This is a genomic window from Rhizobium sp. ZPR4 (assembly GCF_040215725.1).
Lineage (GTDB): Bacteria > Pseudomonadota > Alphaproteobacteria > Rhizobiales > Rhizobiaceae > Rhizobium > Rhizobium rhizogenes_D.
This window is the reverse complement of the sequence record NZ_CP157967.1, coordinates 3,920,902-3,947,892: the sequence shown is the minus strand read 5'-3', so window position 1 is coordinate 3,947,892 and position 26,991 is coordinate 3,920,902. Positions and strand designations below refer to the sequence as shown.

At 60.9% G+C, this 26,991-nt stretch carries 29 protein-coding genes, 1 tRNA gene and 1 pseudogene; 14 read left to right on the top strand and 17 right to left on the bottom strand.

All coding sequences use genetic code 11. From position 1 onward, the window contains the following. Positions 1-50 precede the first annotated feature (50 nt). Positions 51-650 (top strand): transglutaminase-like cysteine peptidase, encoded by a 600-nt coding sequence (locus ABOK31_RS18975; RefSeq protein ID WP_174176000.1) that lies wholly within the window; start codon positions 51-53, stop codon positions 648-650. A gap of 122 nt (positions 651-772) precedes the next feature. Here ABOK31_RS18975 and ABOK31_RS18970 read toward each other — a convergent pair whose 3' ends face one another. Both ABOK31_RS18970 and mbfA read right to left on the bottom strand, forming a co-directional pair. Then, on the bottom strand, positions 773-961 hold the full coding sequence (locus tag ABOK31_RS18970; protein ID WP_349957185.1) for a hypothetical protein: 189 nt from the start codon (positions 959-961) through the stop codon (positions 773-775). Positions 962-1,106: 145 nt separating this feature from the next. Next, positions 1,107-2,090 carry an iron exporter MbfA gene (mbfA, locus tag ABOK31_RS18965; protein WP_349957184.1) on the bottom strand — a complete coding sequence of 328 codons (984 nt, stop codon included), beginning with the start codon at positions 2,088-2,090 and terminating at the stop codon, positions 1,107-1,109. A gap of 259 nt (positions 2,091-2,349) precedes the next feature. Between mbfA and ABOK31_RS18960 the strand changes: the two genes are divergently transcribed. After that, complete coding sequence (locus ABOK31_RS18960) at positions 2,350-2,817, top strand: truncated hemoglobin (RefSeq protein ID WP_349957183.1); 468 nt, start codon at positions 2,350-2,352, stop codon at positions 2,815-2,817. Between the two features lie 166 nt (positions 2,818-2,983). On the opposite strand, the gene ABOK31_RS18955 is transcribed toward ABOK31_RS18960, so the two are convergent. After that, on the bottom strand, positions 2,984-3,541 hold the full coding sequence (locus ABOK31_RS18955; protein WP_349957182.1) for a DUF308 domain-containing protein: 558 nt from the start codon (positions 3,539-3,541) through the stop codon (positions 2,984-2,986). A gap of 140 nt (positions 3,542-3,681) precedes the next feature. On the opposite strand from ABOK31_RS18955, the gene ABOK31_RS18950 reads away from it, so the two are divergent. Continuing rightward, a complete protein-coding gene (locus ABOK31_RS18950) occupies positions 3,682-4,266 on the top strand; it encodes a TetR/AcrR family transcriptional regulator (RefSeq protein ID WP_349957181.1) in 585 nt (194 codons plus the stop codon). A gap of 81 nt (positions 4,267-4,347) precedes the next feature. Here the strand turns inward: ABOK31_RS18950 and ABOK31_RS18945 are convergent, their stop codons facing one another. Together ABOK31_RS18945 and ABOK31_RS18940 are read right to left on the bottom strand one after the other, a co-directional pair. Further along, a complete protein-coding gene (locus ABOK31_RS18945; RefSeq protein WP_349957180.1) occupies positions 4,348-5,262 on the bottom strand; it encodes an EamA family transporter in 915 nt (304 codons plus the stop codon). A 97-nt stretch (positions 5,263-5,359) separates the two neighbouring features. Further along, positions 5,360-6,385 (bottom strand): histone deacetylase family protein, encoded by a 1,026-nt coding sequence (locus ABOK31_RS18940; protein ID WP_349957179.1) that lies wholly within the window; start codon positions 6,383-6,385, stop codon positions 5,360-5,362. A gap of 138 nt (positions 6,386-6,523) precedes the next feature. Between ABOK31_RS18940 and ABOK31_RS18935 the strand changes: the two genes are divergently transcribed. Further along, complete coding sequence (locus ABOK31_RS18935; protein ID WP_349957177.1) at positions 6,524-7,129, top strand: HAD-IA family hydrolase; 606 nt, start codon at positions 6,524-6,526, stop codon at positions 7,127-7,129. A gap of 10 nt (positions 7,130-7,139) precedes the next feature. Here the strand turns inward: ABOK31_RS18935 and ABOK31_RS18930 are convergent, their stop codons facing one another. Both ABOK31_RS18930 and ABOK31_RS18925 read right to left on the bottom strand, forming a co-directional pair. Further along, positions 7,140-7,661, bottom strand: coding sequence for a GNAT family N-acetyltransferase (locus ABOK31_RS18930; RefSeq protein ID WP_349957176.1), 522 nt, complete (start codon positions 7,659-7,661; stop codon positions 7,140-7,142). Positions 7,662-7,679: 18 nt separating this feature from the next. Then, the gene (locus tag ABOK31_RS18925; protein WP_349957175.1) at positions 7,680-8,252 is read right to left on the bottom strand and encodes a helix-turn-helix domain-containing protein; all 573 of its coding nucleotides are present in this window, start codon (positions 8,250-8,252) and stop codon (positions 7,680-7,682) included. Positions 8,253-8,423: 171 nt separating this feature from the next. Between ABOK31_RS18925 and lepA the strand changes: the two genes are divergently transcribed. Both lepA and ABOK31_RS18915 read left to right on the top strand, forming a co-directional pair. Further along, a complete protein-coding gene (gene lepA / locus ABOK31_RS18920) occupies positions 8,424-10,256 on the top strand; it encodes a translation elongation factor 4 (RefSeq protein WP_349957174.1) in 1,833 nt (610 codons plus the stop codon). 17 nt (positions 10,257-10,273) lie between these two features. Continuing rightward, positions 10,274-10,420, top strand: a pseudogene (locus tag ABOK31_RS18915) (type II toxin-antitoxin system CcdA family antitoxin); the annotation flags it as partial. A gap of 24 nt (positions 10,421-10,444) precedes the next feature. On the opposite strand, the gene ABOK31_RS18910 reads toward ABOK31_RS18915, so the two are convergent. Next, a complete protein-coding gene (locus tag ABOK31_RS18910; RefSeq protein ID WP_349957172.1) occupies positions 10,445-10,900 on the bottom strand; it encodes a GFA family protein in 456 nt (151 codons plus the stop codon). 94 nt (positions 10,901-10,994) lie between these two features. Then, entirely contained in the window at positions 10,995-11,729 is a 735-nt protein-coding gene (locus ABOK31_RS18905; protein ID WP_349957171.1) for a type 1 glutamine amidotransferase, read from the bottom strand. A 226-nt stretch (positions 11,730-11,955) separates the two neighbouring features. Here ABOK31_RS18905 and ABOK31_RS18900 point away from each other — a divergent pair, with 226 nt between their 5' ends. Next, positions 11,956-12,249, top strand: coding sequence for a SelT/SelW/SelH family protein (locus ABOK31_RS18900; RefSeq protein WP_349957169.1), 294 nt, complete (start codon positions 11,956-11,958; stop codon positions 12,247-12,249). A 21-nt stretch (positions 12,250-12,270) separates the two neighbouring features. On the opposite strand, the gene ABOK31_RS18895 is transcribed toward ABOK31_RS18900, so the two are convergent. Further along, positions 12,271-12,702: a BA14K family protein gene (locus ABOK31_RS18895; RefSeq protein ID WP_349957168.1), complete on the bottom strand. Its 432-nt coding sequence runs from the start codon at positions 12,700-12,702 to the stop codon at positions 12,271-12,273. A 188-nt stretch (positions 12,703-12,890) separates the two neighbouring features. Here ABOK31_RS18895 and ABOK31_RS18890 point away from each other — a divergent pair, with 188 nt between their 5' ends. Next, positions 12,891-14,312: a phosphomannomutase gene (locus ABOK31_RS18890; protein ID WP_349959031.1), complete on the top strand. Its 1,422-nt coding sequence runs from the start codon at positions 12,891-12,893 to the stop codon at positions 14,310-14,312. 92 nt (positions 14,313-14,404) lie between these two features. Then, a tRNA-Leu gene (locus tag ABOK31_RS18885) sits at positions 14,405-14,489 on the top strand. A 378-nt stretch (positions 14,490-14,867) separates the two neighbouring features. On the opposite strand, the gene ABOK31_RS18880 is transcribed toward ABOK31_RS18885, so the two are convergent. Beyond that, positions 14,868-15,863, bottom strand: a complete 996-nt coding sequence (locus ABOK31_RS18880; RefSeq protein WP_350019277.1) for a phosphatase PAP2 family protein — start codon at positions 15,861-15,863, stop codon at positions 14,868-14,870. Between the two features lie 473 nt (positions 15,864-16,336). On the opposite strand from ABOK31_RS18880, the gene ABOK31_RS18875 reads away from it, so the two are divergent. Beyond that, on the top strand, positions 16,337-16,465 hold the full coding sequence (locus tag ABOK31_RS18875) for a hypothetical protein (protein ID WP_349957165.1): 129 nt from the start codon (positions 16,337-16,339) through the stop codon (positions 16,463-16,465). A 61-nt stretch (positions 16,466-16,526) separates the two neighbouring features. Here the strand turns inward: ABOK31_RS18875 and ABOK31_RS18870 are convergent, their stop codons facing one another. Then, entirely contained in the window at positions 16,527-16,793 is a 267-nt protein-coding gene (locus tag ABOK31_RS18870) for a DUF982 domain-containing protein (protein ID WP_174176035.1), read from the bottom strand. Between the two features lie 299 nt (positions 16,794-17,092). Between ABOK31_RS18870 and ABOK31_RS18865 the strand changes: the two genes are divergently transcribed. Further along, positions 17,093-17,275: a hypothetical protein gene (locus ABOK31_RS18865; protein ID WP_174176037.1), complete on the top strand. Its 183-nt coding sequence runs from the start codon at positions 17,093-17,095 to the stop codon at positions 17,273-17,275. 93 nt (positions 17,276-17,368) lie between these two features. Here the strand turns inward: ABOK31_RS18865 and ABOK31_RS18860 are convergent, their stop codons facing one another. The 3 genes from ABOK31_RS18860 to ABOK31_RS18850 all read right to left on the bottom strand — a co-directional run bounded on the left by ABOK31_RS18860 (position 17,369) and on the right by ABOK31_RS18850 (position 21,052). After that, on the bottom strand, positions 17,369-19,288 hold the full coding sequence (locus tag ABOK31_RS18860; protein ID WP_349957163.1) for a family 20 glycosylhydrolase: 1,920 nt from the start codon (positions 19,286-19,288) through the stop codon (positions 17,369-17,371). A 24-nt stretch (positions 19,289-19,312) separates the two neighbouring features. Continuing rightward, complete coding sequence (locus ABOK31_RS18855; RefSeq protein ID WP_349957161.1) at positions 19,313-20,089, bottom strand: SDR family oxidoreductase; 777 nt, start codon at positions 20,087-20,089, stop codon at positions 19,313-19,315. 99 nt (positions 20,090-20,188) lie between these two features. Then, complete coding sequence (locus tag ABOK31_RS18850; protein WP_349957159.1) at positions 20,189-21,052, bottom strand: MurR/RpiR family transcriptional regulator; 864 nt, start codon at positions 21,050-21,052, stop codon at positions 20,189-20,191. A 275-nt stretch (positions 21,053-21,327) separates the two neighbouring features. On the opposite strand from ABOK31_RS18850, the gene ABOK31_RS18845 reads away from it, so the two are divergent. From ABOK31_RS18845 to ABOK31_RS18835, 3 genes are read left to right on the top strand one after another with little or no spacing between them, the layout of a single operon-like run. After that, positions 21,328-21,813 (top strand): hypothetical protein, encoded by a 486-nt coding sequence (locus tag ABOK31_RS18845; RefSeq protein WP_349957158.1) that lies wholly within the window; start codon positions 21,328-21,330, stop codon positions 21,811-21,813. An 11-nt stretch (positions 21,814-21,824) separates the two neighbouring features. After that, positions 21,825-23,300: a M81 family metallopeptidase gene (locus ABOK31_RS18840; protein ID WP_349957157.1), complete on the top strand. Its 1,476-nt coding sequence runs from the start codon at positions 21,825-21,827 to the stop codon at positions 23,298-23,300. A gap of 1 nt (position 23,301) precedes the next feature. Further along, entirely contained in the window at positions 23,302-24,429 is a 1,128-nt protein-coding gene (locus tag ABOK31_RS18835; protein WP_349957156.1) for a D-TA family PLP-dependent enzyme, read from the top strand. A gap of 83 nt (positions 24,430-24,512) precedes the next feature. Here the strand turns inward: ABOK31_RS18835 and ugpC are convergent, their stop codons facing one another. Both ugpC and ABOK31_RS18825 read right to left on the bottom strand, forming a co-directional pair. Continuing rightward, positions 24,513-25,646 carry a sn-glycerol-3-phosphate ABC transporter ATP-binding protein UgpC gene (gene ugpC, locus ABOK31_RS18830; RefSeq protein WP_174176048.1) on the bottom strand — a complete coding sequence of 378 codons (1,134 nt, stop codon included), beginning with the start codon at positions 25,644-25,646 and terminating at the stop codon, positions 24,513-24,515. Positions 25,647-25,730: 84 nt separating this feature from the next. Beyond that, positions 25,731-26,960, bottom strand: coding sequence for an extracellular solute-binding protein (locus tag ABOK31_RS18825; RefSeq protein WP_174176050.1), 1,230 nt, complete (start codon positions 26,958-26,960; stop codon positions 25,731-25,733). Between the last annotated feature and the right edge of the window lie 31 nt (positions 26,961-26,991).

The window sequence follows — 26,991 nt, the reverse complement described above, 5'->3', positions numbered from 1 at the left end:
TACATTAACAATTTGTTAACAAATGCAGGGACGATACAAGGATAGTGGGCGTGCGTATTAAGGGCTTGTTGATTGCCTTCGCTGCTATAGTTGCGATGTCGTCGGCCGCGATGCCGGCACCTCAGCAGGGTGTTTCGATGACCGTCGGCAACGTGACCTCCCAGCCGATCGGGCACTACGACTTCTGCCAGAGACATACCGACGAGTGCGGGCCGACCCGCAATGTCGGTCCCGTCGACATGAACGCGGCCTCCTGGGCTCTCGTCAACCAGATCAACCTGCGCGTCAACAAAACCATTCGTCCGGCGACCGACATGGAAGTCTACGGCCAGGAGGAATATTGGGAATATCCGAAGACTGCCGGCGACTGCGAAGATTTTGCCCTGCTTAAGCGCAGAATGCTGATGCAGAGCGGCATTTCGGCCTCCAACCTTTTGATGACTGTGGTGCGCAAGCCCGACGGCGAAGGACATGCAGTGCTGACGCTGCGCACCAAGCAGGGCGATTTTATCCTCGACAACCTCGAGGACGAGATCAAGGTCTGGACCAAGACCCCCTATTCCTACCTGAAGCGCCAGGCGAGCTTCAATGCCGGCCGCTGGGTCACCATCGAGAACGGCAACGACGTCCTGGTCGGCGCCGTCAAGTAAGCGCAAGCCAATTATCATCACGCGGAAAGGCCGGCCCATCGGACCGGCCTTTCGCTTTTTCGTCATTTAATAAGAACGGTCCTCACTTTCGAGTGCGGACGAATTTGTCTCCACTACGAACGTCAATGGTTCTTATGGCTCTGCTGGCCTGCCTTGACATGTTGCTCTTGGGTGCCGCCACGCGGGCCTTCAGAGTGCGGCTCACGGGAACTGGTGGATGAAGCACGCCTCGTGTTGTCATTGTCCATGCGCTTGTGGCTCTGCTGGCCAGATTTCACATGCTGCTCGTGGATTCCACCTTGGTTTGCCATTGGATCATCTCCTTTGGTTTGCAGACGAGGCCAAGAGCGGCCTCGTGTTGCTAACCGGTGGCGGCCAAAGGCGTTCCGAAATTTAACATTTCGTGATGACGGACTATCTTCGCTCGACTGGTGGGGACAAAAGATCCTTCATGCCTCACCCATTTCCGATCAGAATGCCGGCACCCAGCACCAGCGAGCCGCCGAGGACGACCTGGAAGGCAGCCCGCAGGAACGGCGTCTCCATATATTTGTTCTGGATGAAGGCAATGGCCCAAAGCTCGAAGAAGACGACGACGGCCGCGGTGATCGTCGCGGTCCAGAAGTGCGGAATGAGGTAGGGCAGCGCGTGGCCGAGGCCGCCGAGCGCCGTCATGATACCACAGGCAAGGCCGCGCTTGATCGGCGAGCCGCGACCGGAGATCTTGCCGTCATCATGGGCCGCTTCGGTGAACCCCATGGAAATGCCGGCGCCGACCGAAGCCGAAAGGCCGACAAGAAAGGTCTGCCATGTCTGCTGCGTGGCAAAGGCGGCGGCGAAGATCGGCGCGAGCGTGGAGACGGAACCGTCCATCAGACCGGCGAGGCCTGGCTGCACATAGGTGAGTACGAACTGGCGGCGTGCCTGCGCATCCTCTTCGTGCTTAACCTCTTCCGGCGTGTGCTTCTCGCCCAGCATGCGGGCGACGTCTTCATGCCCCTGCTCGGCCAGCGCGAGATCGCCGAGAAGCTGGCGCGTCGAGGCATCGGACACCTGCTTGGCCGCTTCGACATAAAAATTATAGGCCTGCTGCTCCATCGCCTCGGCCTCGTCGCGCATGGCATCGAGCGAGAGGTTCTTGCGCAGCCAATCCGGCTTGCGCTCGTAAAAGCCATGCACATGCTCGCGCCTGATCAGCGGGATACGCTCGCCGAAGCGGCGGCGGTGCATGTCGATCAGCGTCTTGCGATGGGTATCCTCGACTTCGGCCATGTCTTCAAAGACCTTGGCGGACTCGGGATAATGCGGGCGCAGCGTATCGGCATAGGCGAGATAGATGCGCGAATCGTCCTCTTCGGCCGCGATGGCAATCGCGAGGATCTCCTGCTCGGAGAGAGAGGTGAAGGGACGTTTCGATGGATGGAACAAGCCTAGCAGCATCGGGGGCAACCTCATGACTTTAGAATTATTCTAAATCTAAAGTGGGTCGCTGCGCCGGTCAAGCATGGAGGTGCCGTTGCGGGGAAAATCACGCCGGAAAAATTTGCAGCCCGCCGGATCGGGCCGCGGCAAATAGCAAGACACTTTGACAGATTGCCGCAACATCTCCATGACGTCTTGGTCGCGCCGGGAAATGGCTTACATAAACGCCGACAGCAGTCAGTGCCGCGAACTTCCACGCGACCGCTTGGAGACTATGATGGAAAACGAGATACAGGCTCGCGCCGCCCATCTTGCCGGCATCCGCGAAAAGGCCGAGGCCGAGATGGCGCGGATGGGCATCGATGCCGCCTTCATCGACAGGCTGGTCGACACATTCTATGGCCGCGTTCAGGCACATCCCCGGCTCGGACCGGTGTTCGACGGACGGCTTGCCGGGCGCTGGCCCGACCATATGGACAAGATGAAACGCTTCTGGTCCTCGGTCGCCTTCAAGAACGGCGCCTATGGTGGCAAGCCGGTGCAGGCGCATCTCGGCGTCGAGGGCATGGCGGCCGACCTGTTTCCGGAATGGCTGGCACTTTTCTCGGAAACACTTGCCGATATCGCACCATCCAAAGAAGCAAGAGACTGGTTCATGGCGACGGCCGAGCGCATCGCCAAGAGCCTGACGCTCTCACTCTTCTATAATCCGGCGCTGGACGATCCCGCGAGGAAGACGGTTTAGGGCGGGCCACGCGAAAATACGGAGCTCGACGGCAGATGCCGACAGGCGAGCGATTGGCGGAGCTTCAAAACTTCGCCGCCAGCAACTGCGGCAAGAGGTGAGCGATGCTCACTCTCTCGACGGCGGCAAGTCACTTCAACCTCGCCGCCGCAAGGTTAGCCGGCGCCTATGCATGTGCTTTGCGATAGGCCGCAACCGCAAGCCAGATTGCGGAAAGCAGAAAGTAAAAAGCTCCGAACGCCGCATAGGGGACGATGTCCAGAATCGTCGGCGCAACCGTGCCGAGGGATCGGCTGAACATGAAACCGCCGGCAAGGGCCGACTGCGCACCACTCAAGATCATCACCCATTGAGCGCCATAGGCGCGCCAGCGCCTCACGCCGGTATAGAGTTGCAACAGGCCCGAGAGGATCGCCCAAGCCCCAAACACGGCGAGGACGGCATAGGTGCTATTATAGGCGGCCACGACAACGGCGAGCGCCGTGACGATGCTGACGACGACGTTCAACGCCTGAGACGGATTAACCTTAAAGCCGCCGTTAACCCGGGCGTCGACCATATTGGCGAGAGCATCCCATACAGGATAGATCACCAGCAGAAACGCGGTGGGCAGCGCTTTTGCACTGAAGAGGATCGCGGCGAAAATCCAGGCGATAGAGAACAGGGCGCGTGTAAAATAGTAGGATTGCAGCCAGTTGGACTGGGGTGAAATGCGGCTTTGCATCGGTAGGTTCCTTGTATTTGCCTACCTACTAGTAGGAAGATAAACTCACCGAGTCAACACGATGCCAGAACACCGTTTTGTGAAAACCAGAAGCGCTGGAGCAATCTTGACAACCAGCCTACCAAAAGGTAGGCAGCGACATGAAATCAATAGCTTCGACTTCGGAAAAAATTCTCGACATCGCGCAGTCTCTCATCGTGGCGGGAGGTTACAACGGCTTCAGCTATGCCGACATCTCCGCTGCGATCGGCATCCGGAAGGCGAGCATCCACCATCACTTTCCGACGAAGGCCGAACTGGTCTCGGTGCTGGTGGATCGCTACAGGCAGCAGGCGGAGGCGGGTCTGACGTCTCTGCGCGAAGGGATCTCGAGCCCCTCAGAACAGCTGCAGGCCTATGTGAACTACTGGCATTCATGCATTCGGGACGCCTCGCTGCCCTTCTGCGTCTGCGCGATGCTCGCCAGCGAGATGCAGATGCTGCCGGAAGCGGTCGCTTCTCAGGTCCAAGGCCATTTCCATAGCCTTGCCGGATGGCTTACGTCAGTGCTGCGGGCTGGGGCTGAAAATGGCCTCTTCCAGCTGGACAAGCGGCCTGAGGAAGAGGCTCAAATGCTGATGGCCTCGGTTCACGGGGCAATGCTCTCGGCAAGAGCTTTCGGCGATCCAGGATTGCTCATCGCAATCGTTGCGCCCCAGATCGCCAGGCTTCAAACGCCGGATTGACAGACCGTTGCCGGGCCAAAACTCAACCAATGACCGCTCACGGCCAAAGGCAGCATTTGCAGCAAGGCTATGGGCCTCGCCTCAGCCTTTCGCTGCAAAAATCGTTGCCCCGATGCTGGCGGAAACGACGAGGGCCGTTCCGAACATCTGCGACGGTGTCATCGGCTGCGACAGGATAATGAAGCCGGCAAAAGCGCCGATGGCGGGCTCGAGGCTCATGAGGATGCCGAAGGATGAGGTCGGCATGCGCCTGAGCGCCACCATTTCCAGCACATAGGGCAGCAAAGGCACAAGCAGTGCCAGACCAGCTATTTCGAGGAGCCCAAAACCCGTTAGATGCGACGCGGCCGAGGCAAAGCCGAAGGGCGTCGACACCACCGCCGCGACCAGCAGCGACATGGAAAGCCCTTCGAGGCCCTGGAAGGCATTGCCGACCTTCTTCGTCAAAAGAATGTAGCAGGCCCAACCCGCGCCGGCGCCGATGGCAAAGAGGATACCCGGCAGATTGCCGACCCATTCCTCGCCGTCATAGGCGAGCAGCAGAACGCCGATCGCCGCGAAGATCGGCCACAGAAGCTGGCGGCTAAGGCCGAAGCCAAGGGTCGCGACCAGCAGCGGCCCGAGAAATTCGATAGCAACGGCAAGGCCCAGGGGAATGCGCGCGATCGCCGAAAAGAACGCGGTCGTCATCAGCGCCGAGACGGTGCCGAGCGCCAGCACGCCGAGCCATTGCGAGCGGCTGTAGCTCATGATCTTCGGACGGACGATGATCGCCAGGGCGACGGACGCAAAGACGAGCCGCAGCCATGTGGCGCCGGCCGGCCCATAGGCATTGATGATCGGAGCCGACAGAGCCGAACCGAACTGGATGCAGGACATGGACATGACGCACATCAGCACGCCGGCGGCAATGCCGCCGGTCGATGGCGCAACATCCGGATGCGGCATCAGGGCCGCGCCGCCATCCGTGCCACCTTCGATAAGCTTCTGGTCCATGACCTCTCCCGTTTGGCGGGTTTTTTAGAGGTCTGGCCCTATGCTGGCAAATTCAAACTTTTCATCCTGCGATCAGGCGCTTTGATGCAAGCGCCTCTCAGCTTTCGAGGCCCTTCAGCACATTGGCAACGTTCAGGCCGATTTCGGGCACGCCATAGCCGCCCTCCATACAGACGAGGACGGGCAGCCCCGCGGCCGAGACGAGCTCGCCCATGCGGGTGAAATCCTCCGACGTCAGCTTGAAGAAGGAGATCGGATCGCGCTCGAAGGTATCGACGCCGAGCGAAAGCACGATCGCCTCCGCGCCGAAAGCCCTGATGCGGGCAAGCGCATCGTCGAGTGCTGACGACCAGGCCTCCCAGGGCGTGCCGCGCGGCATGGGATAATTGCGATTGGTTCCGAGACCCTCGCCCTCACCTTCTTCGTCGGCATGGCCAAGGAAATAAGGAAACGCATGGATGGGATCGCCATGCAGCGAGGCGGTAAAGACGTCGCCTCGGCTGTAGAAAATGTCCTGCGTGCCGTTGCCGTGATGGAAATCGACATCGAGCACGGCAACCTTGACCGCGCCATGATCGCGCAGGCGCTGCGCGGCAACGCCGGCATTGTTGATGAAGCAATAGCCGCCGAAGAGATCGAAGCCGGCATGATGACCGGGTGGGCGGCAGAGCGAAAAGGCAAAGCGATTGCCGGCGTTCAGCCAATCGGCGCCCGTCAGGGCGCAGCGCATGGAGGCGAGCGCCGCTTCATAGGACCCTTTGGTGATCGAAGTATCGGCGGCATTGGCATAATGGCCGATCATGCCGACGATATTGTCAGGCACACGCTGGCTGGTGCGCCTGACGGGGAAGGAATTGGCGATCGCCTCGCCCTTGTAGCCGGCAGCGACCCAGCGATCCCAGACGGCGCCGAGAAAATCGAGATAGGCCGGATCATGGACCTTGCGCGCCGTCTCCAGCCCATGGGCTTCAGGCGCAACGACATCGGTAAAGCCGGCCTCCCTGACGGCGGCCAGAATCCATTCGGCGCGGAAGGGCGCTTCGAAGGGCGTGACGAGCTGGCCATCATGCAGCTCGGTCTTCGCGTCCCTGAGCTTGTGATCTTCCGAGTAAATGACACGCATCGTCGCCTCCTCCGTCATCCTGTCGGCGCAAAGGCTTACATGGATCGCGCACGAGAAAAAAGAGCACGGAGCGGTCTTGAAGGTCATCGCAAACAACGGCACCTTCCGCCTGCAATTGAGGAATTGGAGACAGCCGGCATGAAAATCCTGATGGTCGATGTCGATGGCGTGTTGGTTCATGGCCGGCCAAGCGACGGACTGCCGCTTTTCACCTATCTGGAGCGCGATCTCGGACTGAAACTTGAGGTGCTGCAACAGGCGTTCTTCAAGACGTGCTGGGTCGATATCGTCACTGGACGTGATGCGCTGGAGCCGAGGCTTGCAGAGGTTCTCGGCAGGATCGCACCCCATCTCAGTGCGAGAACGCTGATCGACTACTGGTTCGAAAACGATTCCCGTCTCGACCACAGCCTGCTCGAGGACTTGGCCGCGCTGCGCGCCGGGGGAACGAGGATGTTCCTCGCGACCAACCAGGAGCACATGCGCGCCGCCTATCTGATGGGCGAACTCCGGCTCTCCTCGCATTTCGACGGCATCTTCTATTCCGCCGCCCTCGGCTATCAGAAACCATCAACCGAATTCTTCCGGCTGGCGACCGAACGCGTCGGGCTTCCCGCCAGCGAGATCGGCTTCATCGATGACGTCGAGGCCAATATCGAGGCGGCGCGGCAATTCGGCTGGAAGGCGATGCAATGGACATCGGGCTCCAAGTTGCGGGATGCCACTGCCGCCTTCTCTGCCTGAGCGGGCGCTCTCAGGCCGCAATCCGCTTATAGAAAATGGTCGTGTCGCAAAGGCCGCCCTCTGGCCACATGGCATAATCCGGCACCACGCCGACGCGCTGCCAGCCGAGGCGCGGATAGATCGCTTCGGCATCGCTGCCGGTTGCCGTATCGAGCACGAGCAAGGTCTTGCCGATGCGGGCGGCTTCGCGCTCCGCCGCTTCCATCAGGAGGCGGGCAAGGCCCTTGCCCCGTGCGGAGCCGTGCACCAGCAGCTTCTTGAGATCGCCGCGATGCGGCTGGTTCGGCATCTGCGCGGCCCCCACCTGCACTGTGCCGACGACCCTGCCCGCGATCACGGCGACGAAAAGCGATGTCGCGCCGCTTTCGACGCTGTCGGCAACGCCCTGCCAATAGGGCAAGGCATCAGCCGTTCCGTAAGGCTGCATAAAGCCGACGGAGGCGCCGCCATTGACGCAATCGACAAGCACATCGCAGAGATCGGATAGGCTGGCGCGGGCCTCGGCGGCGGAGAGAAGACGAATATCGGTCATGAAAAGGTCCTTGGGTAGCTATGAACGGCCGTGATCGAGGATGACGCTGTAGCGTGCCGGACCCTCGCCGGGATTGTGGAAGGCATGGCCGTCGCCGACGCCCATGAAGAGACAATCGCCGGGCATCAGGTGATGGGTGACATCGCGATGGGTCACCTCCATCTCGCCCTCGAACAGCCAGACATGCTGGCTCATATCGGCGCTCGCCGTATTCGGCGGGAAGATGACCCGCGCACCGGCGGGGAAGATGACCTCGACGACATCGACCTTCGAGCCCGTGCCCAGCGGCGAGACGGCGCGCCTGACATAGCCGGTTCCCGGATCGCGCCAGATCGCCTGCTGCTCGCGGCGGGCAAGCGGCGATACCTCATCCTCTTCCTCGGCGAAGAAAGCCGATAGTGAGAGGCCGAGCGCCGCGCAGAGCCGCGACAGCAGCGAAGCCGTCGGGCTCGCCTCCGCCCGCTCGATGCGCGAGATCATGGCGCGGCTGACGGCCGAGGCAGTGGCAAGCTCATCCAGCGTCAGGCCGCGGGCGACGCGCAGCTCCTTGATGCGCACGCCGATCGCCAGTTCCAGATCATCATCCGCCATTATCAATGTCTCACGCCTTGGAATTCTACTATATGAGAAATACACGATCTCATGATGGAATCAAGTCCGCATCGGCGCTCCCTGGCGGCGGGCCGGAAAAGGCTAACATAACGTGAAGATAGCCGCCAAAGCCCCGCTTTTCCGCTTTGCGGCGCGGGGCGGCGCTGCTATATGGCGCGCATGAGCACCAATTCCACCACTCCGCTTTCGCATATCCGCAACTTCTCGATCGTGGCCCATATCGACCACGGCAAATCGACGCTGGCCGACCGCCTGATCCAGACGACGGGCGGCCTTGCCGAACGCGAGATGTCGGAACAGGTGCTGGACAATATGGAGATCGAGCGCGAGCGCGGCATCACCATCAAGGCCCAGACGGTGCGCCTGCACTACAAGGCCAACAATGGCGAGACCTATATCCTCAACCTGATCGACACGCCCGGACACGTCGACTTCGCCTACGAAGTCTCGCGCTCGCTGTCGGCCTGCGAGGGATCGTTGCTTGTCGTCGACGCCTCCCAGGGTGTGGAAGCGCAGACGCTCGCCAACGTCTATCAGGCGATCGACAACAATCACGAGCTCGTCACCGTCCTCAACAAGATCGACCTGCCGGCGGCCGAACCCGACCGCATCAAGGATCAGATCGAGGAAGTGATCGGCATCGACGCATCGGACGCCGTGCTGATTTCGGCCAAGACCGGCCTCGGCATTCCCGACGTTCTCGAAGCCATCGTCCATAAGCTGCCGGCGCCGAAAAGCGCGGGCGGCGAAAAGGCCCCGCTGAAGGCGCTGCTGGTCGACAGCTGGTACGACACCTATCTTGGCGTCATGGTTCTAGTGCGCATCATCGACGGCACGCTGACCAAGGGCCAGACCATCCGCATGATGGGCACGGACGCGAAGTATCAGATCGAGCGCGTCGGCGTTCTCACGCCGAAGATGGTCGCCGTCGACAGCCTCGGCCCCGGCGAGATCGGCTTCATCACCGCCTCGATCAAGGAAGTGGCCGACACCCGCGTCGGCGACACCATCACCGAAGACAAGCGCCCGACCGCGGCGGCGCTGCCGGGCTTCAAGCCGGCCCAGCCTGTGGTGTTCTGCGGCCTCTTCCCGGTCGATGCCGCCGATTTCGAAGACCTGCGCTCGGCCATGGGCAAGCTGCGCCTCAACGACGCCAGCTTCTCCTTCGAAATGGAATCGTCCGCCGCTCTCGGCTTCGGCTTCCGCTGCGGCTTCCTCGGCCTCTTGCACCTGGAAATCATCCAGGAGCGCCTGGAGCGCGAATTCAATCTCGACCTGATCGCGACGGCCCCTTCGGTCGTCTATCAGCTCACCATGACCGACGGCACCGAGATCGAGCTGCACAACCCGGCCGACATGCCCGACGTCGTCAAGATTGCCGAGTTCCGCGAGCCGTGGATCAAGGCGACGATCCTGACGCCGGATGACTATCTCGGCTCGATCCTGAAGCTCTGCCAGGACCGCCGCGGCATCCAGACCGAGCTGACCTATGTCGGCAACCGCGCCATGATCACCTACGACCTGCCGCTCAACGAAGTCGTCTTCGACTTCTACGACCGCCTGAAGTCGATCTCGAAGGGCTATGCCTCCTTCGACTACAGCCTGACCGACTATCGCGAGAGCGATCTCGTCAAGATGTCGATCCTCGTCAATGCCGAGCCGGTGGACGCGCTTTCCATGCTCGTGCACCGCTCCGCCGCCGAAAAGCGCGGTCGCGTCATGTGCGAGAAGTTGAAGGACCTGATCCCGCAGCACATGTTCCAGATCCCGATCCAGGCCGCCATCGGCGGCCGCATCATCGCCCGCGAGACGGTGAAGGCACTGCGCAAGGACGTGACCGCCAAGTGCTACGGCGGCGACGCTACCCGCAAGCGCAAGCTGCTCGACAAGCAGAAGGAAGGCAAGAAGCGCATGCGGCAGTTCGGCAAGGTCGAAATCCCGCAGGAAGCCTTTATTGCCGCGCTGAAGATGGGGGATGAGTGAGCGACCCGAAGAGCGGTATCTCAGCTTCCGTCGAGAATAACGCTCGCGCCAGCAAAATTGAGCGCGAGCGTCTCTGGCTCATCGAAAATACAGATGCGATTGCCAAGGCGAATGCCGATGTCGAAAGACATGGTCTGCCTTTTGCGCAGTATCGCCAGTTCTGACGGCACAACTTTGCCGCTTCAGCATTAGGCCTGCCCCATATATTCCTTCGTCAGCCCTTCATACTCCTCCATCGCCGGCAGCGCGGCATAGCTGTGCTTGGCCGGCGTCGTCACCCAGGGCAGCTTTTCGCTCGTCCAGGTCTCGATGAACGGCGTGAACCAACTTGGGTCGTCGAGCATGGTGGCGCGGACATTGACGAACCAGTCGACACCTTCAAGCTTGGTGAACATCCAGCTCATGCAATGCGGGCAGAAATAGTGATGGATGGCGTCGCCGTGCAGGCCGCCGATGACAGGTTCGCCCGCCGTCACCTCGAAACCATCCGAGGGGATGGCGGCGCTCAGCGAATAAGGGCCGGCAGTCATGCGCTGACAGCCTGTGCAATGGCAGGCCATGGTCAGCAGCGGCCTGGCGCTGATCCTCAACCGCACCTGTCCGCAACGGCAACCGCCCTCGCTTGGTAGTCCCAGCGTACTCATGATGTCATTTCCTCCTATTTCATAGATTATCGACGCGCGGCACGTCGCTACCAGCATCAGCCGCCCTGCAATTGACGAAAGCTCCTTGTGATCCTCAAGCCTCCGCGACTTGCAGAAGCTCCGTTCGGGCGCCGATCGTCCGCACCCAGGCCCTGGCGATGGCAAGGCCAGCCGTCTCGGCCGCAGCAGCATGCCTGGCCACGAGCTCCGGGTAGCGATCGAGCCAGCCCGGTTCCTTGCGCTCGATCGTCTCCTTGAATTCGCCGCACCAGCGCTCGACCACGGTGGCATTGGCCTCGAAGTGGAACTGCGTGCCATAGGTGGCGCGGCCGATGCGGAAGGCCTGGTTCGGCGTGATGCCGTTTGCCGCAAGACGCGTAGCGCCGGCCGGCAAGGTAAAGGTGTCGCCATGCCATTCGAAAATGGTGAATTCCTCGCCAATGTCGGCCAGCAGCGGGTCTGCCTTACCCTCTTCCGTGAGGCCGACCGTCTTCCAGCCGAATTCATGGGCGGTGCCGAGATGGTTTTCCGCTTCATAGGCGCGCGCCAGGATCTGGCTGCCGAGGCAGATGCCGAGCACGGCCTTGTCCTCGCCCTCGAAACGGCGCATCAGCCGCGCCAGCTCCGGCAGATAGGGATGGGTATGGTCGTCGCGAGCGCTCTGTTCGCCACCGAGCACGGCCAGCGCGTCGTAAGATGACGCATCCTTCGGCAATGCCTCGCCGCTCCATGGGCGGAACCATTCGATCACAGCTCCGGCTTCCTCCAGCGCGATGCCAAGCGCGCCGAGCGGCGTGTTCTTCATATTCTCGATGATGGCGACGCGCATTCCGATGATCCCCGAACATGTTGCCGGCAGAGATGAGCATGTGGCGGCGGGAGAGGCAAGTGGCCAGAGCGTTTCAGCGCTCGACGGAAATACAGAGCCGCTCTGGCCATCTGCCCTTGCGCAATTCCGGACGGAAAACCGCCTGGCACTTTTTCTGGAATTGCTTTGGCTTGCAGCGAACTAAAGTTGAGCCTAGATGTCAGCAAAATAGCGAAGGACCACGACGATGAGCGACAAGCCCCGCATCACCATTCTCTACTGCACCCAATGCAACTGGCTGCTACGCTCCGGCTGGATGGCACAGGAGTTGTTGCAGACCTTCACCGACAGCCTCGGCGAAGTGGCGCTGATCCCCGGCACCGGCGGCGTCTTCGAAATTCGCATCGATGGTGAGCTGCTATGGGAGCGCAAGCGCGATGGCGGCTTCCCGGGACCGAAGGAGCTGAAGCAGCGGGTGCGCGATGTCATCGACCCCGACCGTGATCTCGGCCATACCGACCGCGGATCGCTGGAGAGCTGAGCCTCCTGCCGCTCGGGGTTATCAGTCGAAAGGCGAACGGCAGGGCTGAGTGCCGTGGTTGATCGTCGTATAGCGATTGGTGCCGGGATTGTATGTTCGGTAACGTTCGGCGCACCAGGTCTGATGCTGCCTAAGTTTCTGAGCTGGCGAAGGATAGAGAGCCCTCGGCGGCGGCGCATAGGTTTCGCGCGGGGGCATTTGAACACGCGGGCTGTCGAACCGTTTCACCCCTCCCGTATAGGGTGGCGTGATCGGAAGCGGCTGGCCGGGCCTTGTGTAGAACTGCCGTTGCCCGAAACCGAAGCAGCCTCGGGAATCGCAGATGACCGAATTCGTGGTGCTCGGCGGAATGGCGATTTTCGGAGAATTCGAAGCAGCGGCAGCCAAACCTGCCTGCCCCAGCAAGGCGAGCGCCAGAGCGCAACCGGAAGCGATCTTGCTGAAGACAGCCATGACGAACTCCTGTTCCATACGCCGTGAAGCAATGTCCCTTTCACAAGGGCCATGCATCTATGTGGGATTGCAAGAGGGGCAAAACCAGTGCTTGGGCGTGCACACAGCCGTGATCTCGATCGGTTGATCCGCAACGCAGCTTGCTCCATAACAGCGCAATCATTTCTAGGAGATTGCCAGTGAGCAGCTTGAAATTCGGCACCAGCGGCCTTCGCGGCCTATCCGCAGACCTCACGGGACGGGCATCGGCGCTCTATGCGACGGCCTTTGCCCGCCATCTGCTGAAGAGCGGCCATGCCAAGCCGGGCGACCTCGTCCTCGTTGGCCGCGATTTCCGCGAATCGAGCCCGGCGATCTCGGCCACCTGCATCGGCGCGCTGAAGCGGGCGGGCCTGACGCCGATCGACTGCGGCACATTGCCGACACCGGCGCTGGCGCTCTACGGCCTGCAGCTGAAGGCGACCTCGCTGATGATTACCGGCTCGCACATCCCCGCCGACCGCAACGGCATCAAATTCTACCGGCCCGACGGCGAAATCGACAAGCGCGACGAAGTGGCGATCAGCGAGGAAGCCCTGGCAATCGGCGATTCCGTTCTCGACGAAACGCCAGCAGAAGCGGAAAACCGCACGGCGGAGACGGAGGCGCTGTTCCTGGAGCGCAACAAGGGCCTACTGCCTTCCGGCAGCCTCGCGGGCCTCACCATCGGCATCTATCAACACAGCACGGTGGCGCGCGATCTCTTCGGCCAGGTGCTGCAGCACTACGGCGCCCGCGTCGTGCCGCTCGGTCGTTCCGAGAGCTTCATCCCGGTGGATACCGAAGCGGTCTCGGCCGAGACGATCCGCCTCATGAAGGGCTGGGCGCCGGAGCATGGCCTGGACGCCATCGTCTCTGCCGATGGCGACGGCGACCGGCCGCTGGTCGCGGACGAAACCGGCGAGCCTCTGCGCGGCGACCTGCTCGGCCTCATCGCCGCGAACTTCCTCGGCGCACAAGTGGTCGTGACGCCGGTCACCTCCAATTCCGGCATCGAAGCCGCCGGCTCCTATGCCGTCACCCGCACCCGCGTCGGCTCGCCCTATGTGATTGCCGGCATGGACGAAGCCGTTGCCGCCGGCAAGGCCAATGTCATGGGCTTCGAGGCCAATGGCGGCACGCTGACGGCCAGCCGCTTCACCATCGAGGGCAAGACCTTCGAGCCGCTGCCGACGCGCGACAGCTTCCTGCCGATCCTGGCAACGCTCTACGCCGCCGCAAAGACCAAGAAGCCGCTCTCCGCCGTGGCCGGCAGCTATCGCCTGCCCTTTGCCGCCGCCGACCGTCTGGAGAATTTCCCCGTGGAAACCAGCGCGGCGCTGATGGCCTATCTGCGCGCCTCCGACGCCAATCTTGCGGATTTCCTCAAGCCCATTGCGAGCGTCGCCTCGAAGAGCGACATCGACGGCCTGCGGGTGACACTTGTGGATAACCGAATCATCCATTTCCGCCCCTCCGGCAATGCGCCGGAAATGCGCTGCTATGTGGAAGCATCGAGCGAAAACGAGGCAAAGGCCCTGCTGGAACAGGGACTTGGCCTGATCAGCGCATGGGCCGCAGCCCGGGTTTGACCCGGGCTTCACCCGCTTTTTTCACGATTGCCACGAAAACTTCAAAAACCCTGTTGACACCGGACGGCCACCCCCTTACATGCGTGTCCGTCGCCCAGATGGCGGAATTGGTAGACGCGCAGGTTTCAGGTACCTGTGCCGCGAGGCGTGGAGGTTCGAGTCCTCTTCTGGGCACCATTTCCCTTTTTTAATCGGTTTCATCCGATGCGGATTTTTTTGGATCCGTATGCTGAACCTATTGATATCCCCGGCAAAATCGAAAGCCATATGTCAGGTTGCGTCAATCCGTTTCATCAGATGGATTGCAATCACGACCGACATAACTCCGAACGCCGCTTTGGATTCACCGGCCAAATTCGGAACCGTGCCTCGGGTCAGATCGCTTTGGCGAGAATGACTGAAAAGCACGACAAGCGCACCGGTTCATTCGGTCTCTAGCTGCTGATGAAGCTGTCGAACACAATAATTCATGTCTTGATTGCGAGCGCGACGAGCAACGGAAAACATGCATCCTCGGCGAATATCCGAAAATTAGCTCACCACACCGCTCGATTGTCAGCCCCAGGTTTCCGACACTTTCCCTGTGCCATACCAAATCGCGCTGACCACTATGAACGACAGAACGCCATCCGAGACATAATGCCAGCCGGTTTCGACCGACATGAAAGCGATTGCAGCAAAGAAACCCCATGCAATGATGCCCAGCCAACGATTGAAGCTCGCCAGGAAGAAAGCATTCAGTGCGGCAACCGCCACATGAATGCTCGGCATGGCGCTGATGCCGCTGCCGAGATAAAGCTGCCCGCTCCGATATGCCAGGAACAAATAGTTTGAAGTCTGCCAGGTATCCGTGGCATCGCCTAGACTCCGCATGGTAGCGGCAAGATCAGCAAAACGATCACCGCCGTAGATCCGGTCGTAGAAGATCGGGCCGACTGACGACAGGGCTGTTGCAAGGACTGTCCCGCAAATAATCAGCATCAGAGCGTGGGCGAGCAGATATCTGGCACCGCGCTTCCGATCCGACCAAAGGCCAACGAAGACGAACATGGCGAACCACATCACCTTCCAGGTGACTTCGTATTGGAACGCCAGAAAAAGAAGCATCGGTCTATTGACCATCAAGTGGCTGAAGAACCAGGCGTCCGCGCCGAAGATCGTTCGATCTATGCTGGCCAGCAGAGGATCAGCGTAGAAAGGCACGATTTCGGGGATCGCGATCTTGAAGGTCGTGAAAGCGGTGAGGAACAGCAGATAGCCCAAGACGATGGCTGCCGTCTGCAACCCACCGTTTCGAAGAATGCGCAGTGTGCCCCGCAACGGAGCCATCATGTCAGTCAGGATGCCTCCGGCGATAGCGCCAGCGGACAAAATCATCGGGATGCCGATAAGGAATGTCTGCACATAGATGCGCAACAAAGTGAAATAACGGAAGGGCCAGGAGACCGCTGCGAGCCCGACATACAAAGAACAAACGGCGAGAAGAAGGACCCAGCATCGGCTTGCACTGTGTTGGGTTGCCATTGCAATCGAAGTTGGTTGATCCGACATCAAATCAAACTTTCAAATTCAAGTGGCAAGATATTATCTCAGGCTGCCTTACTAATTGGTTGCTATGTTCACTTCGCTCCCCAGGATTGCCAGTGACTTCCCTTCATCTATCGGAGGCGCGCCGTTTGCGGTCTGCATCTGTCCATCTCGAACGTAGCTAAGCCTGTTCAGCCCTAGTTCTCTCGAACCGCACCGCCGTCAGATCGACGGCAACGAGTTCGGAGGACATGTTCGAACCGCGTTCAAAGCCCGCTATTTCCTTGGTAGCTGTTCACCGGAAACGGGAATGCTCCCTGCCGGCGGCTCTGCGGGGCAGATCGGCACAAGCCAGCGAGGTTACCATGCTGTCGAGCAAAAGCTGCATGGCCAGCGTCACTCTGGGCTGCGTCAGTGCTTCAGGCTTTTCAGCCGCCTTAAACCGTTGACTGTTGGGACAGCCGCGACCTAATAGGATAGACCTTGAGGGATTTTCGATGGATCATAAGAGCGACTGGTACGATCTGATCGTGGGCAATGGCAATGTCAACGAAGGGCTCGGGAGGATGATCGGGTTCATCCTCGCGGTTATCGTGATCCTCAGCCTGATCTTCTGGATGATTTGAGCGCTGCCGGTTCGAATATCCCGGGCCGCCTCATCACTCCCACCATATATTGCACGTCGATCTAGTGCAGGCTTTCGGTGTCCGGCCTGACGCTGAGCCCCGCTTCGTGCGCCGCATCCAGGAAGGCCTTGCGCGACTCCTCGGCGGAAGCTTTGCCGAGCACGGCATCGAGGCAGACCAGCACGGCCTCATCGACCGCAGGCCCGCCACTTACCGGCCACTCCTCGCTCATACAGTTCGCCGCATCGAGCGCATTGGTTATGATTGCAAAATGTCCCGCGCCGCCAAGCTCGACTATGACGGGATTGCTCCAATCACCATGTTCCATGACCCTACCTCCTCATCCCGGCCATTTTGCGATAACGGGGAGTGGCGCGAGATGTTCCGGGACTGCGGGGGTGCGTTTAAGATTTTATTGGGCTTCCTTGGACCCGACCCAGTGTGAGGCACGCCGCGCGACGATCATCCGGCTTGCTTGCTGCCGGTCTCTCAAGACAAGACACCGATCGCCGCATCCGCGCTTCCCGCTTTGCGCAGACCTCCATCCCGCTATAGCGCTACCTCTTGCATCTCCAACTCGTTAACCTCTGCTCCAGGGAGGGCAAGACGAATAAGGGGAACAAAAAAATGAACCACGTCTGCAATCTGCTCTGGCTGGCCTTTAGCGTCGGCCTTCTCTTTGCCGCGCTGAACCGACGTTTGGTCGGAGATTATCTCAGCATGTGGTACCTGCTCGTGATCACGGCAATGGCGGTGATGGCCTGGGCGGGTTTCTTCCCGACTGACATGGCGACGCTGCGGGCGGGCTAATGTCCTATACCGGCATAAGAAAGCCGCCGAAATGCTCGTTCGGCGGCCTCAGGGCATTCGGATATCAGCGGATGATGCTGCCGCCGACAACGCTTAAAGCTTCGGACTCAGCGGCACGATGGCGGCAAAGCGCAGCCAGTCCTTCTCTGCCTTGGGCGTCCAGGCCGCCTCAGCAATGGCGGGCAGTCGCGGGAAGACCAGACGATTGAAATAGTCGCGGGAGATGAAATTCTCCTGCCAGATGCACGCCTGCACCCCCTTCATCAGGTGTTTCAGCTCATCGGGGAAATCGCCCTCGGCCTCGTAGGCATAGGTATGGGCTGGCGGCACGGTGCCTGCCCAGCTCGCGCCCGGCTCCTGCCAGGCGTCGGCCTGCACCATGTCGAGATAATAGGCCTGGCCAGGCGTCATGACGACCTCATAACCCTCGCGCGCCAGCTCGATGCCGACCTCCGGCTTTTCCCAGGCCATCAACAGCGTGCTCTTGGGATCGACGCCGCCGCCGTGTGCGACTTCGTTCCAGCCGGCAAGTTTGCGGCCACGCTCGGTGAGCATCGCCTTGATGCGCTTCAGGAAGTAGGACTGAAGGGCAAAGGTCCCCGATATGCCTTCCTGCTCCATCAGCTTGCGTGCGAGCGGCGACGTAAGCCAGGACCCATTGGCGACCTCATCGCCGCCGATATGGATATATTCCGAAGGGAAGAGCTCGACCATTTCATCGAAGACCTTGGCGAGGAATTCATAGGTGAGCTCGATCGCCGGGTTCAGGGCGTTGTTCGGATAGCCCTGCACGGAGTGATAGCTGTCCGGCGCCTCCTGCCCGTCCATCAGCTCAGGCAGAGCGACGAGGGTGGCGGTGCTATGGCCGGGAATGTCGATCTCGGGGATGACCTCGATGCCGAGCGCTGCGGCATGGGCGACGATTTCGCGGACATCATCCTGCGAATAGAAGCCGCCGACCGGCTCGGCCGCGTTACCGAGCTGCGGCAACAGCGGCTCGTCCGGTCCGCGCAGCACGCCCGTCGTGGTCAGCTGCGGATAGGCGCGGATCTCCAGCCTCCAGGCTTCGTCATCGGTCAGGTGCCAATGGAAGATATTGAGCTTCAACCATGCAAGGATGTCGAGAAGGCGCAGGACATCGTCCTTCGGGGTGAACTGCCGGGAGACGTCGAGATGGCAGCCGCGCCAACCGTAGCGTGGCCGGTCGGCAATCACGCCTGCGACCGGGAAGCGGAACTTGCCGGGCTCCCGCCGCGCGCCATCGAGAAGCTGCGCCAGCGTCGTCAGGCCATAGAGACGGCCTGACGCAGTGGAGAAGGCAAGCACGACCTCATTGCCGGAAAAGGAAAGCTCATAGGCTTCGCGGGCAAGTGCCGGCTGCTCAACGAAACGCAGCGCCCGGCCCTGCGGCGCAGCAATGAGGCTGAAAGGGATGTGATTGGACGGAAAGAGGCGGCGGAACAGCGCCTGCGCCGTGGCCAGCGCCTTGACGCTCGCGGCATCCGTGCCCTTGGCCGGATAGAGCGCGACCGGGAAGTCTTCGCCCGGCTTGACGTCGATCTTCGCCGGCCAGGGCTGGATGGCATAGGGGAGCTCCAGCCTGCCTTCCGGCAGCAGCACCGGCGGCGGCTCGCTGGTGCGATCGGCAAGCAGCAGGTCCGAGGTGAAGACCGTGACATGCGTGCCATCTTCCAGCGTCACATAGGCGGACTTAGCGCCATCGGTGCAATGCCGCGCGATGCGGTGAAGTGAGGAGACGGTGAATGTCCAGCTCTCTCCGGGCGCGATAGACACGCCGGCCGGCGGCGCAAACTCATGAAAATTGGCGTTGCGGCGGACGAAGACGGCATTGTCGCAGGCTTGCGGATCGACGAAGCGCGTCAGGGTCGTATAGGCGAGGCGAAAATTCGCAAGAGGCACATCCGAAAAATTGAAAAGTGTCAGGGTCAGGCGACCATGCTTTCCGCCCTCGGGAGACCATGTGTTTTCAAGATGATAGGAGGACGACAGCATGGCGTTCCCTTTTGGCAGCGAGCTTCAGTAGTGTTCGGACTGTGAGAAGGTGTGGGCAAGCTCGGCCTGCCCTGCCGTCAGGCCACAATCAACAGGCAGGCAGACGCCAGTGATCGCCGAGGCAAGCGGGCTTGCAAGGAAGGAGACGGCATTGGCAACGTCGACCGGATCGACGACGCGCCGCAGCGCATACCAGCGCTTCGCCTCCTCGAAGACATTCGGGTTTGCGGCGGCGCGCGCCTCCCAGGCCTGGGTGCGCACGGTGCCGGGCGCGACCGCATTCGAGCGGATACCGAACTTGCCGTATTCGACTGCGACCAGCCGGGTGAAATGCAAAAGCCCGGCCTTGGCGGCGCTATAGGCCGGATGGCCGAAGACGGCCATACCGTTGACCGAAGCGATATTGATGACCGATCCCTTCGACGCCTTCAGCATGTCTTCTACCGCACGGAAGCACAGGAAGGCCGCCTCGAGATTAAGGGCATTGTCGGCACGCCAGATGGCAGGCGTGGTATCGTGAAGACTGACGGCGCGGGCAGCACCCGCATTGTTGACGAGCGTCTTCACCACGCCGAGATCCGATGTGGCCTTGGCCATGGCGGCGACGTCAGCATCGCTGGTGATATCCGCCTTGAGTGCAACGAAACGCTCCGCGGAGCCGAGTTCTCCCGCTGCCTTTTGCACAGCTGTCTCGTCGATATCGACGAGCAGGATGATATCGTGGTCATCCGCCAGACGCTTTGCGATGGCACGACCGATATCGCCGGCCGCCCCTGTGACGATGGCAACGGATTTGCTCATATGTTTCCCTCTGATTTAAGTCCCGGAACGGCGAACACCCGCCGCTCCTTATTGTTGCTTCCCGCACGGCTCCTGACGCGAAACCGTTTGGAGCCTTCCTTAATCCCCCAGCAGCTGGCGGTCGTCGCCATCGCGATGGGTCACCAGCTGCTGTTTGATACGGCGCAGCGTCGCCGTTGCCTGTGGCTGGATGCGGTAGGCAATCAGGCTGGCGAGAATGTCCACCACGGCGAGGTAGGCGATGCGGGTCGATGTCGGCCGGTAGATATTGTCGCCCTCCGGCAGATCGACGGGCAGCGTGATCTCCGCGGCGCGCGCCACCGGGCTTTCACTCTGCGTCAGGGCGATAGTCGGCACCTTGGCTTCGCGCGCCAGCGCAAAGGCGCGCACCAGCTCGGCATTGCGGCCGGAGAAGGACGAGCCGATCAGCACGTCCGTCGGTTTGGCGGCCGCAGCCATCATCAGCTGCATGCTATGGTCGGAACTTGCGGTAATGCGGAGGCCAAGCCGGAACAGGCGGTTCTGCAGCTCGGTCGCGATCATCGAGGAATTGCCGCCGGAGCCGAAGGCATAGATCATCTCCGCGCCGGCAAGCCGGTTCGCCGCTCGCTCGATAGCGGCAACATCCAGTCCACGATGCAAGAGGAAGAGCGCGTTTTGCGCTTTGGTGATGATGTCCTGGGCGACGTCGGCAGGCGCGATGCTCTTCGGCTCGGGCTTCAGATAGCGCATGCCGACATAGGCGGTGCGCGCGAGCTGCACCTTGAAATCGGAAAAGCTTTCGCAGCCCAAACGCCGGCAGAAGCGGGTCACCGTCGGCGGGGAGACATCCGCCTTGCCCGCAAGCTCGATGATGGAAGCATTGACGGCGAATTCGAAATCATTGAGGACGATATCCGCGATACGGATTTCGGATTGCGAAAGCCGGCCCCTCTCGTCCTGCATGGTCGTGAAGATATCCATCAGCCCCCCTTTGTCGCTGTTTTCCTAACGTCCGACACGTAGTAAGCGACGCGATCCATCTCAACCTCACCTATTTCCGCCGGCACCTGTGAACAGGTTTGCGAGCAGATGCGGCTTGTCATTCGTTCCCATTCAGCCGGAACCCCGACATGCGATGGCCACCATGCGGTTCCTGCAAATTATTTTCTTGATACGTTGACAAATGACCATAGAAAGCAGAATTTGACCAGTGAAAATCGTAAATTATGAAAAGAATTTAAATGGCGGCTGCTATCATGCGTGATCCTTTCAAGAATCCCTTCTCCGCCAGCGATACCGCCAGGCATTCGATCTGGGAGATGCTCGTCCCGCGCGATATCGATGCTTTTCTTGCCGCCGACTGGTCGATGGTTACGGGCGATTTCGTTGAAGAAGGCTTCATCGGCATCGATGGCAAGCGCGCGGTCAGCCCGGACAAATGGCGCCTCGCCTTCCCGACGCTGTCGGCCTATCGCGACGAGTGGCTGCGTCAGGCACGCGACTTCGCCACGCAATCCTTCGCCGAGGATGCGCGTACCGCCATCTTCACGACAACGACCCTCGAAGACATCGAGATCGAAGGCGACATGGCTCTTGTGCGCAAGAAGTTCGACGGCAGCCTGAAGAGGTCGGACGGCGGCATCGACGTGATGAAGTGGCAGACACTTTATTACTGCCGGCTGCATGAAGGGCGCTGGAAGATCTGCGGCTTCACCGGCTATCTGCCGAACCCCATGGAATAGAGGCGACAGCATTGCGCATTTTCACCGCGGCCCTCGCGACCGAGACGAATACCTTCTCCCCCATCTGCATCGACCGGCGCGCCTTCGAAGCCTCTCTCTATGCGCCGCCCGGCATGCATCCGGAAACGCCGACGCTATGTTCCGCACCGATCACCGTCGGCCGCCGCATTGCAGCGGAAAAGGACTGGGACGTGATCGAGGGTACCGCCACCTGGGCCGACCCTGCCGGACTGGTGAATCGCCAGACATATGAGGGACTGCGCGACGAAATTCTCGAGCAGCTGCGGGCGGCGATGCCTGTTGATGCCGTCGTCCTCGGTCTGCACGGCGCCATGGTTGCGGATGGCTACGAGGATACGGAAGGCGACCTCCTGTCGCGCGTGCGCGAGATCGTCGGGCCGGATATCCTGGTCTGCGCCGAGCTCGATCCACATAGCCATCTGACCGCGAAGCGCCGCGCGGCGGCTGATTTCTTCGTCTATTTCAAGGAATTCCCGCATACGGACTTCGTCGATCGCGCCGAAGACCTCTGGCGCATCGCCATCGACACGCTGGAAGGCCGGGTCAAGCCGGTCATGTCCGTCTTCGACTGCCGCATGATCGATGTCTTTCCGACGTCGCGCGACCCCATGCGCTCCTTCGTCGACAAGATCATGGCGATGGAAAAGAGCGACGCCGATATCCTGTCCATTTCGGTCATTCACGGCTTCATGGCGGGCGATGTACCGGAAATGGGCACGAAGCTGCTCGTCGTTACCAATAATAAGCCGGATAAAGGCTCCTCGGTCGCTCGTGATCTCGGCCTGGAACTCTTCTCGAAGCGCGGCACTTTCATCATGCCGCAGATCGACGAGAAGCAGGCCGTGAGTGAGGCCATGGCCGCGACGTCCGGCCCGGTCGTCATTGCCGACCTATGGGACAATCCCGGTGGCGGCACGGCGGGCGACGCGACGGTCATCCTGCAGGAATTGCTCGATCGCGGCGCTACCGACACGGCGATCGGTACGATCTGGGACCCGATGGCCGTGCGGATCTGCATGGCGGCCGGTGAAGGCGCGGAAATCTCACTGCGCTTCGGCGCGAAATCGGCGCCGGGCACCGGCAATCCGATCGACGGTCTCGTCAAGATCATCCGCCTTGTCCCCAATGCCGAGATGCGATTTGGCGAGAGCTTCGCTCCCTTCGGCGATGCCGCACATATTCAGCTCGATGGCATCGACATCATCCTGAATTCGACACGCGCCCAGAGCTTCGACCCGAGCCTGTTCTCCGTCATGGGCATCGACCCCAGAACGAAGAAGATCCTGGTCATCAAATCGACCAATCATTTTTATGCATCCTTCTCGAAGATCGCCGCGGAGATCCTTTACTGCTCCGCAGGAACGCCTTATCCCAACAATCCGGCCCGCACGCCCTATCGTCGCGCGCGGAAGGATCTCTGGCCGATGGTGGCAGACCCCTTTGCGGAAGAACGGAAAGACGCCTGATATGGCTCCCAATATTGCCCCGAATACAAGCCGTGACATCGCCCTGGAAATCAGCCCCAAGCCCGGCGACAAGATCGACAGCCTCTCCACGCCGCGCCCGGTCATCGATGAAGACCGGCTGGCGGGCAATATCGCCCGCGTGCAGTCCTATATGGATGAGCATGGCCTGAATTTCCGCCCGCATATCAAGACGCACAAGATCCCGGCACTGGCACGCGCCCAGGTCGCCGTCGGCGCCAAGGGCATCAACTGCCAGAAGATCACCGAGGCGGAAGTCTTTGCCGATGCGGGCTTCGAGGATATTCTGATCACCTTCAATATTCTCGGCCCGGAAAAGCTCGCACGCCTCGCAGCTCTGAACAACCGGATTTCGGACCTCAAGGTCGTGGCCGACAGCGCCGTGACGGTTGACGGACTTTCCAATTACTTCGCGGCGCGCAAGCCGCTGACCGTGCTGGTGGAATGCGATACCGGCGGGGCACGCTGCGGCGTGCAATCTCCCGCAGAAGCCGCAAAGCTCGGCAAGCATATCGCCGGCAAGCCGGGCCTCGTCTTTGGCGGCCTGATGACCTATCCGAAGCCGGATAGTGCTGCCGCGACACAGGAATTCCTGTCGGAAGCCGTAGGGCTCCTGAAAGCGGATGGTGTCGAATGCCCGATCGTCAGCAACGGCGGCACACCGAGCCTGTTCGACGCGCATCTGGTAACCGCTGCGACGGAACATCGTGCCGGAACCTATATCTATAACGACCGCTCGATGGTGCGTGCGGGCCATTGCCGCGAAGAGGATTGCGCCATGCACATCCTCGCAACTGTCGTCTCCAGGCCGACGGAAGATCGCGCCGTCATCGACGCCGGCTCGAAGGCACTGACCTCAGATCTTCTCGGCTTTGCCGATTACGGTCAGGTGGTCGGCTATCCAGACGCCGTCATCAAGGGTCTTTCGGAGGAACATGGCGTGATCGACCTGTCGAAGTGCGCCGGCCCTCGCCCGCGGATCGGCGACAAGATCCGCATCATCCCGAACCACACCTGCGTCGTCTCCAACCTGTTCGACCAGATGGTGTTTCACCGCGATGGCGTCGTGACCCGCGTCGAAGACGTGGCGGCGCGCGGCCTCGTCTGGTAAGTCCACGATCTCATGTCAAAAGAAAACGGCGGCCTTCAGGCCGCCGTTCTTATTCTATCTTGTACCGATAGGCGGCCGCCCCCTCAGGAAGCGGCCTTGTTCAACAATTCCATGTCGATCTCTGTCAGTTCCACTCGACGCTCGAAGGCCTGGCCGCTTTCGTCGAAGAGATGGCAATCGCCGATGCGGATGCCTGTCTTGATTGGCGTGTCCATGCGGATGGCAGCACTGCCGGGCAATGTCGCGCAGAAATTCTCGTCGATCCCGTCAGTCGTCGCATAGGCGACAGTTTGGGCGCCAAGGCGCTCCACGACGGTCGGCACGATGGTCAGGGTCAGATCGCCATCGCCGAGCTGGACGTGCTCCGGCCGGATGCCGAGGGTCAGCGCCTTGCCGACGAAGCCGGGACGCGGCGCCACGGGCAGCAGAGCCTTCTGGCCCTTGTATTCCACCTCAACACCCGCATCGCTGAGGCCAGTGCAGGTGACGGGCAGGAAGTTCATCTTGGGATTGCCGATAAAGCGGGCGACGAAAGTATTTGCCGGCTTGTGATAAAGCTCCAGCGGAGCGCCGACCTGCGATATCTCGCCGGCGTTCAACACAACGATCCTGTCGGCCATGGTCATGGCCTCGACCTGATCGTGCGTCACATAGATCATGGTTGCCTGCAGCTGGCGGTGCAGCTTGGCGAGCTCGATACGCATATCGGCACGCAGCGCCGCATCGAGGTTCGACAGCGGTTCGTCGAAGAGGAAGATCTTCGGCTCGCGCACGATGGCGCGGCCGATCGCGACACGCTGGCGCTGGCCGCCAGACAGCTGGCCCGGCTTCTGCTGCAGACGCTGATCAAGATGGAGAATGCGCGCAGCATTCTCGACCTTGGCCTTGAGCTTGTCCTCTGCCATCTTTTCGACCCGCAAGGGGAACGCGATGTTCTCGAACACCGACATATGCGGGTAGAGAGCATAGGACTGGAAGACCATGGCGATGCCACGCTTGACGGGCGGCAGATCGTTGACGCGAGCACCATCGATCGTGATGTCGCCGCTGGTCACTTCGTCGAGACCGGCGATCATGCGCAGCAAGGTCGACTTGCCGCAGCCGGACGGACCGACGAAGACGATGAACTCACCGTCATTCACGTCGAGCTCAACGCCCTTGATGACCTCGAAATGACCATAGAATTTTTTGACCTGATTAAGGTGCAGCTTTCCCAAACTCTGTCTCCGCGCGGCGCCGCCATGTGGCGGGCAGGGCTCCAAAGGCCGCGCGCATTGCGCGCGGCCCGGTGACTTGCAGACTTACTTATACTGCTCGAGATCGGCAGCGGCCTTCTTCAGCGCATCCGCCGGCTGGGCTTGGCCCGTCACGACCGACTGGACCATGGCGATCATCACGTTCTGGAAGCCCTTATAGTCCTTGAAGAGCGGCTCGGGACCACCATAGGCGATGCCATCGATGAACGGCTTCCAAGAAGCGTCCTTCTTGACGAACTCGTCAACCATCGGAGACGGGCGCAGCGGCGTGAGGCCGGCGCCGCCCTGGAGCTCGTATTCGCCCTGCGGACCGGGAGAGGTGATGAACTTGGCGAGATCGATCGCCTTGTCCTCGACACCGCTGCCCTTGAAGACGGCAAGGCTGTCGGTGATGAGCAGCGTGCCCTGACCCTTGGCCGAAGGGCCGAGCGGCAGCGGTGCAACACCCCAGTTGATCTTCGTTTCCTTCAAGCGAGCGGCGGCACCCGAACCGGCCTGGATCATGCCGACCTTGCCATCGAGGAAGATGGCGCGCATTTCGTTCTGCTCGTAAGCCGTCGGTCCTTCGACCGAGTAAGGCGTGATGTCCTTGTAGGCCTGAAGGGCGGCCAGCACTTCCGGGCTGTCGAGAACGATCTTGTCGCCGTCGATGACTTTACCATTGTTGGTGTAAACCCAGTGCAGGAACTGGTGCATGGTGTTGTCGAAGGTCTTAGCCGAGAGGCCATAGCCGGGGATGCCGGTCTTTTCCTTGATCGCCTTGGCGTCGGCGATTTCCTCAGCCCAGGTGGTCGGCGGCTTTTCCGGATCGAGACCGGCCTGCTTGAAGAGGTCCTTGTTCCAGTAGAGCGCCTTGGTCGAGAAAGCGATCGGCGTGCCCCACTGCTGTCCATCGAACGTTACCGTGCCAACGATGCCCGGATAATAGGCCTTCTTCTCATCGTCCGTCATCGGGATCGGAACGATCAGATCGTTGTCCGCGAACTGCTTGAGCGTGCGCGAGCCGACATAGGCCATGGCAACGGGCGTGCCGGCTGCGGCGAGCGTCGTCGCCTTGTCCTGGCACTGTTCCCAGCCGACGACCTCAGGCTTCACGGCCCAGCCCGGATTCTTGTCTTCCCACTGCTTGATATACTTCACATGGATCGGATCGATGCTGTCACCGCAATAGATCCAGCTGATTTCCTTGTCGGCGGCCTGGGCGTTCACAGCGCCAAGCGCGGTGGAGCCGAGCAAAGCAAGGGCAAGAAGCCCCGTCTTGAAATGGAATGTCACGTTTAAGCTCCCGTTCTCTCTGGTGGTTGAT